8 protein-coding genes are annotated in these 10711 nt (G+C 70.6%); 3 read left to right on the plus strand and 5 right to left on the minus strand.

The genetic code is table 11. The features are described from left to right. Positions 1-4 precede the first annotated feature (4 nt). Both BUB75_RS40760 and BUB75_RS40765 read right to left on the minus strand, forming a co-directional pair. Positions 5-427 carry a roadblock/LC7 domain-containing protein gene (locus tag BUB75_RS40760; protein ID WP_073265639.1) on the minus strand — a complete coding sequence of 141 codons (423 nt, stop codon included), beginning with the start codon at positions 425-427 and terminating at the stop codon, positions 5-7. After that, positions 424-3585 carry a sensor histidine kinase gene (locus BUB75_RS40765; protein WP_073265641.1) on the minus strand — a complete coding sequence of 1054 codons (3162 nt, stop codon included), beginning with the start codon at positions 3583-3585 and terminating at the stop codon, positions 424-426. The genes BUB75_RS40760 and BUB75_RS40765 overlap by 4 nt, the downstream gene beginning before the upstream one ends. 321 nt (positions 3586-3906) lie before the next feature. On the opposite strand from BUB75_RS40765, the gene BUB75_RS40770 reads away from it, so the two are divergent. Next, entirely contained in the window at positions 3907-4593 is a 687-nt protein-coding gene (locus tag BUB75_RS40770; protein ID WP_073265643.1) for a response regulator transcription factor, read from the plus strand. 66 nt (positions 4594-4659) lie between these two features. Further along, complete coding sequence (locus BUB75_RS46830; RefSeq protein WP_073265645.1) at positions 4660-5139, plus strand: hypothetical protein; 480 nt, start codon at positions 4660-4662, stop codon at positions 5137-5139. Here the strand turns inward: BUB75_RS46830 and BUB75_RS40780 are convergent. From BUB75_RS40780 to BUB75_RS40790, 3 genes are all read right to left on the minus strand, one after another. Then, positions 5136-6347 (minus strand): ABC transporter substrate-binding protein, encoded by a 1212-nt coding sequence (locus BUB75_RS40780; RefSeq protein WP_073265666.1) that lies wholly within the window; start codon positions 6345-6347, stop codon positions 5136-5138. The two genes, BUB75_RS46830 and BUB75_RS40780, sit on opposite strands and share 4 nt — an antisense overlap. Before the next feature lie 156 nt (positions 6348-6503). Then, complete coding sequence (locus BUB75_RS40785) at positions 6504-6923, minus strand: nitroreductase family deazaflavin-dependent oxidoreductase (protein ID WP_073265647.1); 420 nt, start codon at positions 6921-6923, stop codon at positions 6504-6506. 61 nt (positions 6924-6984) lie between these two features. Then, a complete protein-coding gene (locus BUB75_RS40790; protein WP_073265649.1) occupies positions 6985-7677 on the minus strand; it encodes an alpha/beta fold hydrolase in 693 nt (230 codons plus the stop codon). Positions 7678-7862: 185 nt separating this feature from the next. Here BUB75_RS40790 and BUB75_RS40795 point away from each other — a divergent pair, with 185 nt between their 5' ends. Further along, on the plus strand, positions 7863-9611 hold the full coding sequence (locus tag BUB75_RS40795; RefSeq protein ID WP_073265651.1) for a thiamine pyrophosphate-dependent enzyme: 1749 nt from the start codon (positions 7863-7865) through the stop codon (positions 9609-9611). Positions 9612-10711 lie beyond the last annotated feature (1100 nt).

Here is a 10711-nt window from a genome sequence, read left to right on the forward strand (position 1 = left end):
GGTTCTACGGCGCCAGCACGGTGCGCAGCTCGGAGCGCAGGGCCGGCGTCAGTACCTGTCCGACGCGCTCCACGAGCAGCGCCATCTCGTACCCGACCTGCCCGATGTCGCAGGCCCGGGACGCGAGCACGGCCAGCGAGGAGCCGTCGCTGATCGACATCACGAGCAGGAAGCCGGTGTCCATCTCCACGACGGTCTGGCTGACGTCGCCGCCCTCGAAGCAGAGCGCTGCGCCCCGGGTGAGGCTCACCAGGCCGGACGCGATCGCCGCAAGCTGATCGGCCCGGTCGCGCGGCAGGCCGTCGGAGACCGCGAGTAGCAACCCGTCTGCCGACACGGCCACCGCGTGGGCGATGCCCGGCACCCGATCGGCGAAGTTTCCCACCAGCCAGTTGAGGTTCTGGGCATCAGGGCTCAGCGGATTCACGTCTCCTCCTGCGTTGCGCTGGTTCGGGCCTGGCGGCCCTGTTCGAGGCCGCTGCGGTAACTGGACAGCACGCCCCGCACCGCGTCGGGTGACCGCCGCGTCGCGGACGACGCGGTTGCGCGCTCCACGCGGCCGGGCACGTAGTGCGCCATCGGGACGCGCTTCGGCAGGCCCGCTGAGGTGGTGCTGCGGGGTGCGGCTGCGGCGGCCGCCTGCGCGGCCCGCCATCCGGCGTCGGCCGGCGTCTCCCAACCGCTCCCGTCTACGACATCTGCGGACGACGTTCGAGCGGCCACCGCGGCGGGGGCAGAAACCGCGGTGGCCGCCGCCGGTACCGGCACCCCACTCGGCGCCGGAGCAATAGTCGCCGCGCCCGCCGCTGCGGGCGCGGTCGCCGTCGCGTGGGGCGTGAGCAGCGCCGGGTCGAAGGGGCCTGCGGCCGGTGAGACCGCGGCCGCAGCGAACGCTGCCGGCGCGGACGCGGACGTCGGGACCGCGTCCGTCGCGAGCGGGGCCGGGCGGGCCGCGCCGGGTGCGTCGGGGACGCGCGGCAGGTGCGGGGCCGTCCGACCGTCCGGCGGTCCGTCGACGGTCCGGGTCCGGAACCAGTCGGACTCGGTCGCCTCGAAGATCGGCAGCGGCATCTCGACCGTCCGATCAGGCTGCATCGGCCCGACCCGCAACGGCTGCGTAGGCTGCGCCCACGCCGCCACCGGCCCCGGCTCCCCGAGCCGCGCTCCCGCCGCCCGGACCGCTGCGGCCGGCGGCTCCCCCGCCCGCGCCACGGCGAGCTGCGGCTCCCCGAGCTGGGCCTCCGCGAGCTGCGGCTCCCCGAGCTGGGCCTCCGCGAGCCGGAATTCGGCTAGCTGCGCCTCCGCAGCCCGGACGGCCGCCGCCTCCGGGCCGGGGAGCCGGACACCGGCCGGGCGGGCATCCGCGAGCTGCGCCTCTGCGGCGCGGACGTCGGCCGCCTCTGGCTCGGCGAGACGGGCACCGGCGCGTTGGGCCGCGGATCGTTCGGCGGTCGGCGTGAAGCCGTTCCAGGACCCGTTGGTCGTGGGGGGCGCCGGCTGCTCGGCCGCCGCGCTGCGGAACGTCGTCACCGTGAGTCCGGTGGGCACGAACGGCCCGGTCGGCTCCGGACGGTCGACCCGCTCCGAGACGACCCGCTCCACCGGACGCGCGAGCGCATCCTCCCCGCGCGGCCGCGGCACAGCGTCCACAGCAGGAGGGCGACCGTGCAGCACGCCGGACGGCAGAGTGATCATCACCAGCACGCCGCCACCGGACGCGTCCCGCAGCATGACCTGCACCCCGTGCCGGGAGGCCAGCCGCCCGACCACGAACAACCCCATCATCCGCGAGAGCGCGATATCGAACACCGGCGGCTTGGCCAGCCGCTCGTTGAGCTCCACCAGCTGGGTGCGCGACATCCCGATGCCCTGGTCGCTCACCTCGACGACGACCTGCTCACCCTCGCGCCGTGCGTCCACGGTCACGTCGGTGCGCGGCGACGAGAACGACGTCGCGTTCTCCAGGATCTCCGCGATCAGGTGCACGAGGTCGTTCACCGCAGCCGCAGACACCTCGACGGTGTCGTCGACCGTGCCGAGCTTGACGCGCGTGTACTGCTCCACCTCGGCCGCCGCCGCCCGCAGCACATCCGCCAGCGGGGCCGGCTTCGCCCAGCTCCGTCCCGAGTCCGCACCGCCGAGCACCAGCAGGTTCTCGTCGTTCCGCCGCATCCGGGTCGCCAGGTGATCGAGCTTGAACAGCTCCGCGAGCCGGTCGGGGTCGCGCTCGCCCCGCTCCAGACCGTCGATCAGCCGGATCAGCCGGTCGACCAGCAACTGGGAGCGGCGGGAGAGGTTCACGAACATCGTCGAGACGCTCTGCCGCAACCGCGCCTGCTCGGACGCGACCCGGACGGCCTCCAGGTGGACCGCGTTGAACGCCTGCGCGACCTGACCGATCTCGTCGCCGGACCGCACCTCGAGCGTCTGGGCCACGGTGTCGTCCGACGCCTGCGCCGCGGTGTCCTGGTCGGCCTCCTGCAGCTTGCGGACGACCTCCGGAAGGCTCTGGTACGCGACCTCCAACGCCGAGGACCGCAGCCGCACCAGCGGCCGGATCATCGAGCGCGCGACCGCCAGCGACACCAGCAGCGCGACGACCAGCGCGACCAGCGCCGACGAGATGACGACGATCGCCTTCCGCATGGCGTCCGTGCGGAACGAGCCCGCCGCCCGCACGGTGAGCGTGTTGAGCTGCGTCTCGACCGACCGCAGCAGCGCGTTCTCGCGGTCGCTGGTCTCCAGCCAGGTCGCGAGGCTGAACGACAGCGGGTTGCCCAGCCCGGCGTTCTGGGCCCGGGTTCGGAGCTGCTGGTAGGTCAGCTCCTGGGTCAGCGTGCTGTCGCGGATCTGCTGCTGGCGCGGGGTCGCGCTCAGCAGGAACTGGCTCCGGTACGCGCTCTCGTCGGAGACCGCGGCCCGGAACGCACCGAACGTGTCGTTGGTGAAGCGCCGTTGTCCGTCTTCCAACGCGGTCCGGACGACGATCTGCTCCTGCCAGATCGCCTCCTTGTACTTGGCGAACGCCGCCACCGCAGTGAGCTGATTGGAGAGGCCCTCGTCGCCGGCTGCTGCTCCGGCGAGCCGTTCCTTCATCTGCAGCAGGCTGGTGATCAGCTGCTCGTAGATCGTCACCGCGGCGCCGACCCGGACACCGCTGGTCCGTGCCTGGTCGAGCACCGCGTCCCGGTTCCGGGTGAGGACCGCGTAGCCGCGCTTCACCTGTTCGACCTCGGAGCTGACCGGCGCCGCGATGTCCTCGTCGAGCCGTTCGTAGTCGGACAGGAAGCCGCGCAGCCCCTGGTCGGTGGCGCGGCCCCGCTCGACGAACAGCTTCAGCGTCGGGTGCCCAGCCGTCGTTCCGGGGTCGGAGACGTAGGCCGCCGCCGCCGAACGCTCGACCTGCAGCACGTCGACGAGGGTCGACGACTGGTTCCCCAGCTCCGCGAAGTCCTGGATGCGGCTCGCGGTGCGCGCCTCGTCGAGGACCGACCGCGCGAGAATCCCGGAGAACAGGAACATCGCTACCAGCGGCACCACCGTGATCCAGATGACCTTGAGCCGGATCGACGTGTTCCCGAACATCCTGCTGCCGGGAAGACTCGGCCGCGGCGCTGTTCCGATCTCGACGGATGCAGCCGTTTCCGACGGCGATTCCGCGGAGCCCGGAGAACGCTCCAGAAGGGACGTGGGCACGACTCCTCCGTCCAGTGAATGGTCGGCCGCGGGACGCATTTCACCACAGCGGAATGGGCTAGGGAAAGCTCGTCCGTCAATTAATCAGAATTGCCTGCACGCATCGACTCAGCCTCATCAATTCCTAATGATCCCCCTCATGAATTCCTCATGAAAGGGCCGGGCTCGATGCTCCGCAAAGCATTCGCATCCGGCTGGCAGGATGGGGCGATGCGCGTGCTCGTGGTGGAGGACGAAGCCGAGCTGGGTTACGCGGTCGCTGCGGCGTTACGCGGTACCGGCATCGCGGTGGACCTGGTGGACGACATCCCGGCCGCCGATGACGCGGTCGCCGCGCATCCGTACGGCTGCGTCGTCTTCGATCGGATGCTGCCTGCCGGTGACAGCATCCGGTACGTCGAGAAGCGACGGCGAGACGGCTGGACGACGCCGGTCCTGTTCCTCACCGCCCGTGACAGCGTCGCCGACCGCGTCGCGGGTTTTGACCACGGCGGCGACGACTACCTGGTGAAGCCGTTCGCAGCCGCCGAACTGGTGGCGCGGGTACGGAGCCTGTGCCGCCGGAGCTCGTCGAGCGTTCCACAGCCGCCGCCGATCACGCGGGTCGGCGACCTGACGATCGACGTCAGGCGGCGGCAGGTGCGGCGCACCGGCGTCCTGCTCACGCTCACCGCCAAGGAGTTCGCGGTGCTGGAGGTACTGGCGTCGGCGGAAGCCACAGTGGTCACCCGTAGTCAGCTGATCGAGAGCTGCTGGGACTCGCGAACCGAGCCGATGTCGAACGTCGTCGACGTTGTCGTGGCCGGGCTACGGCGGAAGCTCGGCCGCCCGGCGCTCATCCACACGGTGCGCGGCACCGGCTACGTCCTCGAGGAAAGACGGGCCGAACAGGACTGATGCGATACAACTGCGGAACCATCTGCCCAACTAGGCACAACTGGTCACAACGACTAACATGCGCCCATGGCTCCCGACGGCCCCGCGTTTGCTTCGACGCCGCGCAGCCGCGCGTTCCGGATCGTGCTGGGAATCGTCAGTCTGGTCGGCCTCGCCTACGCGACCGTCGTGGTGCTGGGGTTGCTCGACGGCGGTGACCGTGAGGCGCTCGGCCTACCCGGCAGACACTCGGAGAGCGGCCAGGTGACCAACCTGGGGCCGGTCTCGGTGGAGGCGGAACGGAAGGCACTGCGGTCGACGTCGAGCGGGTCGCCGAGCCCGTCACCGTCGAATACCCCGGCGACGCCGAGCGCGGCCCCACCGGCGGGCGCCTCTGACCCGAGCGCTGCGCCGCCGGACGAGGCAGCAGCGGCCGAACCACCCGCCGCTGCCCCGTCCTCCTCGGCCCCCACCCCGGAGACCTCCGCATCCCCCACCGACGACGGCGCCCTCCTCGACGCCGACGTCAACGTGCTCGACCTCCTGGACATCGGGATATCGATCTAGCCCTTGATTTCGGTCCAGGCTTGGGTCCAGGCGCTGTAGTCCTTGCACTTGACGTCGGTGCGGCCGTCGAGGCACTGGGTGATCGGCGTCGACCAGTACCAGACCTGCTTCGCGTACGCCTCGTCACCGGCGTGGAACGTGTCGCAGTGCGCCTTGTCCGCGGTGAGCGCGCACGCCTTCGGGTTGGACGGTGCCTCGCCGAAGTACTCCGCGACCTGAGCGTTGGCCTCCGGGCTGACGATGTGATCGAGCCACTTGTACGCACACGTCTTGTGCTTCGACTTCGCCCCGACCATCCAGGTGTCCGACCAGCCGGTCGCACCCTCGGACGGCAACACGGCCTCCACCGGCACCTTCTCCGACTTCGCGACGTTCACGATGACCTGCCAACTCGTGCCGATCACCGAGTCACCCGACTTGAACGCCGACACCTCCTTGAGGTAGTCCGACCAGTACTCCCCCACGTTCACCTTCTGCTTCTTCAACAGATCCACCGCAGCCTGGAACTGCTTGTCATCCAGCGCATACGGGTTCTTGATCCCCAGGTCGGGCTGGTGCTTCATCAAGTACAGCGCCGCGTCCGCGATGTAGATCGGCGAGTCGTACGCGGTCACCTTGCCCTTCGTCGCCGCGTTCTCCTCGAACACCGCAGACCACGACGTCGGCGCCGGCTTCACCACGTCCGTGCGATACATCAGCAGATTCGCGCCCCACCCGTGCGGAACCCCATACGAGACACCCTCAACGCTGTTCCACTTCTGGTCCTTCAGGAACGGGTACAGGCCGGCGTAGTTCGGAATCAAGTCAGTATTGACCGGCTCGACGTCACCCGCCGCGATCAACCGCAGCGACGCGTCACCCGAGGCCGACACCACGTCGTACTCCCCGGTCTTCATCAGGCTCACGGCCTCGTCCGAGGTGTTGAACACCTTCACGTTCACCTGACACCCGGTCGCCTTCTCAAACGGGGAGACCCAATCCACCTTCGGATCGTTCGTCCCGTCCTCCGCATACCCGGCCCATGCCAGCACGTTCAGGGCGCCTTCCGGGGTGCCCAGCTTTTCCAGAGCCGTCAACTTCGGCGGCGTGAACCCGGCACTCGACTCCGACGACCCGGAATCGTCGCTCGTCCCGCAGGCAGCGGCCGAAACGACCAGCGCTGCGACCACCGCGCCGGTGAAGACGCGACGTAACGGACGGATCTTCATCATGCCTGCTTTCTGCAGAGTCTCGCTTTCGGCGGCGCAATTTCACCACAGCAGCGATATCCGAGGAAGCGCACTCAGCAAAAAGGACGGTACACAATTTCCCTCATGAATTCTTCATGAGGGAAATTGTGAATCGGCGAAGTCGCTCGATCGTTGTCAGGCGCGTTCGAGCACGACCACCGGGATCTCCCGGTCGGTCTTCTTCTGGTACTCGTCGTAGTCCGGCCAGGCTTCGACCATCGAGGCCCACATCGCCGGCTTCTCCTCCGGGGTGGCGACCCTGGCCCGCGCCGGGAACCGCTCGCCCTTGATCTGGACCTCGACGTTCGGATTCGCCTCGAGGTTGAGGAACCAGGTGGGCGGCTCGTCGTTGCCACCCTTGGAGGCGACGACGAGGTAGGCGTCACCGTGCGGCTTGTAGATCAGCGCGTGCGTGCGCTGCTGCCCTGACTTACGACCTGTCGTGGAGAGCAGCAGGATCGTCGTGCCGTTCCGCCAGTGGTAGCCGTCCTCGCCGTCGGTCTCCAAGTACCGCTCGACGTGGGGCGTTCCGTGCAGATCTAGCGCAGAAGTCATGTTGTCAGTCTGCCTCGGCCTCCCCGTCGTAAAACGGTCAGGCTGACCGAGCCGTCAGAGGTTACAGGGCCTTCAGGGCCTCGCGGATGACGTCCGCGGCCTCCTTCGGGTGAGACAGCATCACCAGGTGCGAGGAGTCGATCTCGACGGCCTTGACGCCCGCCCGCTGGTAGCCGAACCGCTCGACGTCGGGGTTGATCGTGTGGTCGGAGCTGGACACGATTCCCCAGGCGGGCTTCGTCTTCCACGCGGCAGCCGGCGCGGCCTCGGCGAACGCTGCCCCGGCGAGCGGGCGCTGCGAGACCGCGAGGATGCGCGCGAGGCCCGGGTCGACGTCGTGGGCGAAAATCGCCGGGAACTTCTCGATGTCGACGGTGACGTCGGTACCGCCCGGGAACGGCGTGTAGACGAGCGCGGCGGCGAGGTCCGAGTCCGGGAAGCGGCCCTGCAACTCCCCGAGGCTCTCACCCTCCTCCAGCGCGTAGCCGGACAGGTAGACGAGACCCTTCACGTTCTCCTCGGTGCCCGCGACCGTGATCACCGCACCGCCGTAGGAGTGCCCGACGAGCAGCACCGGGCCGTCGATCGAGCGGACAACCGACGCGATGTACGCGGCGTCACCGGTGAGCGTGCGGTTGGGAACGGCCGGAGCCAGGACCTTGATGCCGTCGCTGAGCAGCTCGGGGATGAGCGCGGCGAAGCTGGACGCGTCGGCGAACGCGCCGTGGACGAGGACGACAGTGGGCTGAGCCATGAGTTCTCCCGTTTCTGGGTTGGTGCCGCCACTGTCCGTTCGTCCGTTCCGGGGCCGCATCTGTCGCGCGACGCAACCACGCCGAGTTATTGATCGATCGCGGCGCGTCGCTGAGTCGGTTGACCGATGCCGCTCCCAGTCCGCTCGGATTCTCTCGATCCAGACGCATCCCTGGGGAGGCCACCGTGAGCCGTACCGTCGCCGATCAACTCGTCGCTTTCCTCGTCGGAGCCGGCGTCCGCCGTGTTTACGGCCTCGTCGGCGACAGCCTCAACGCGTTCAGCGACGCCGTGCGCCGCAGCGGTGGCGCGGCCAACGGCGGCCTGGACTGGATCCACGTCCACAACGAGGAGGCCGCGGCGTTCGCGGCCTCGGCGAACGCCCAGCTCACCGGGGACCTCGCGGTCTGCGCGGGCAGTTGCGGCCCGGGCAACACCCACCTCATCCAGGGCGTGATGGACGCCCACCGCTCCGGTGCGCCGGTACTCGTCCTGGCGTCGCACATCGCGTCCAGGCAGATCGGCTCCGGGTTCTTCCAGGAGACCAAGCCCGAGGCGTTGTTCGCGCAGGCCAGCCACTACTGCGAGACGGTGGCGCACCCGGACCAGATGGCCCGCCTGGCCAGGCTGGCGGTGCAGAACGCGGTGGGGAAGCGGGGCGCTGCGGTGCTCGTCCTCCCCGGTGACGTGCTCGCCGAGAAGGCAACCGAGCCGGCTCGCACCGAAGCTCTCGTCACCACCGCACCCCGGAGCGTCCCGTCTGACGTGGACGTTCGGGAACTGGCCGAGCGAATCGGCAAGGCCGAGAAGATCGCGATCTTCGGCGGCATCGGCTGTGCGGACGCCCGCTCCGAGGTGCTGGAACTGGCCGCTCGTCTGCAGGCGCCGATCGGGCACACGCTGCGCGGCAAGGAGATCCTGCACTGGGACAACCCGTACGACGTCGGAATGACCGGGCTGCTCGGCTACGGCGCCTGCTACCACGCGCTGCACGAGGCCGACCTGGTTCTCCTGCTGGGCACCGACTTCCCGTACGACGAGTTCCTCCCCGGTGCCCGCACGGTCCAGATCGACCGGGATCCGGCCCGGCTCGGCCGGCGGACGCCACTCGTCCAGGGCATCGCCGCCGACCTGGGGCTGACGCTCGCGGCGCTCCTGCCGCTGCTCCCCCAGCGGACCGACCGCCGGTTCCTGGACGACGCGCTGCGGCGCACCGATCACGCGCTCCGGCATGCGATCGAGGCCTACACCGGCGCGCACCACCAGCGCACACCGATCCACCCCGAGTACCTGGCCCGCCTGATCGACCGAGCCGCGGACGATGACGCGATCTTCACCGTCGACACCGGCATGTGCTGCACTTGGGCGGCGCGCTACCTCACGCCGAACGGGCGCCGCCGGATCCTCGGATCGTTCGTCCACGGCTCGATGGCGAACGCGCTGCCGATGGCGATCGGTGCGCAGTACGCCGCGCCCGACCGACAGGTGATTTCGTTCTCCGGCGACGGCGGACTGGCCATGCTGCTCGGCGAGCTGCTGACCGTGCGCCGGCACCACCTCCCAGTGAAGACCGTGGTGTTCAACAACTCCAGCCTCGGCATGGTGCGGTTGGAGATGATGGTCGCCGGCGACCCGCCGTTCGAGACCGACCACGAGCCGGTCGACTACGCGGCGATCGCTGCCGGTGCCGGCCTGTTCGCCGCCCGGGTCACCGACCCCGCCGACCTCCCGAACGCCGTCGAGAGGTTCCTCGCGTACGACGGACCGGCGCTGCTCGACGTCGTCACGACGGCAGACGCGCTGGAGGTGCCGTCGCACGTCACGGCCGCCGAAGCGCGCGGGTTCGCGCTGTCGCTCGGTAAGACCGTGCTCGGCGGCGGAATCGGTGCGGCGGTGGAGCTGGCTCGGCAGAACATCCGGAACATTCCGCACTGATCCCGCGGCGGGGTCAGCCGACGCGGGGCAGTGCGCCGCGTTCGGACCGGCAGGTGGGTGGATCGGAGCCGCTGGCGCGGGCCGCTGGTGCGGGCCGCTCGTCTGGGGCCGCCCGCTCAGGGCCGCTCGTCAGGGGCCACAGCTCCGAGTCCGCTGGTCAGCGCCGCTGGTGCTGGGCCGCTGGTGCGGGGCCGCTGGTGCGGGGCCGCTGGTGCCGGGCCGCTAGTCAGTGCCGCTGGTGCGGGGCCGCTAGTCAGTGCCGCTGGTGCGGGGCCGCTGGTCAGCGCCGCCGGTGCGGGGCGCAGCTCCGGGCCCCTGGTCAGCGCCGCTGGTGCGGGGCGCTGGTGCCGGGCCGCTCGTCCGCGCCGCTGGTGCGGGGCCGCTGGTGCCGGGCCGCTCGTCCGCGCCGCCGGTGCCGGACCGCTCGTCCGCGCCGCCGGTGCGGGGCGCAGCCCCGGGCCCCTGGTCAGCGCCGCTGGTGCGGGGCGCTTGTGCCGGGCCGCTCGTCCGCGCCGCTGATCCGGGCCGCAGCTCCGGGGGCCTTGGTCCGCGCCGCTCGTCCGGGTCCACCAGAGGTGCGGGGCTGCTCGTCCGGGGCCACAGTTCCGGATCCGCTGGTCAGCGCCGTTGGGTGGGACCGCTCGTCAGCGCCGCTGATCCGGGCCGCTGATCCGGGCCGCTGATCCGGGACCGCTGATCCGGGACCGCTGATCCGGGACCGCTGATCCGGGACCGCTGATCCCGGGGGCTGGCGCGAGGGCGCTGGTGCGGGGCGCTGACGGGAGCCGCTCGTCCGGACCGCCGGTCCGGGGCCGCCGATCCGAGGCGGTTGGCCGAGGTCGCCTGGCCGAGGTCGCCTGGCCGAGGTCGCCGGTCCGAGGCGGTTGGCCGGGGCCGCCTGGCCGGGGTGGGCGGTCCGAGGCGCTGTGGTGGGCATGCCGATGGCCCGGAGCGCGGTGGCGTTCCGGGTGGTCGGCGGGTTCAGGCGTGGTGTCAGGGTGGGTCGAGGGTGGTGCCGTCGGGTCGGTGGATGGTGAGGGTGTGTCCGTCGAAGTTCAGGTGCCAGCCTTGGTCGTGGACGCGGTGGTGGTGCCAGGGGC

Origin of the sequence: Cryptosporangium aurantiacum (genome assembly GCF_900143005.1) — a bacterium.
GTDB classification, from domain to species: Bacteria; Actinomycetota; Actinomycetes; order Mycobacteriales; family Cryptosporangiaceae; genus Cryptosporangium; species Cryptosporangium aurantiacum.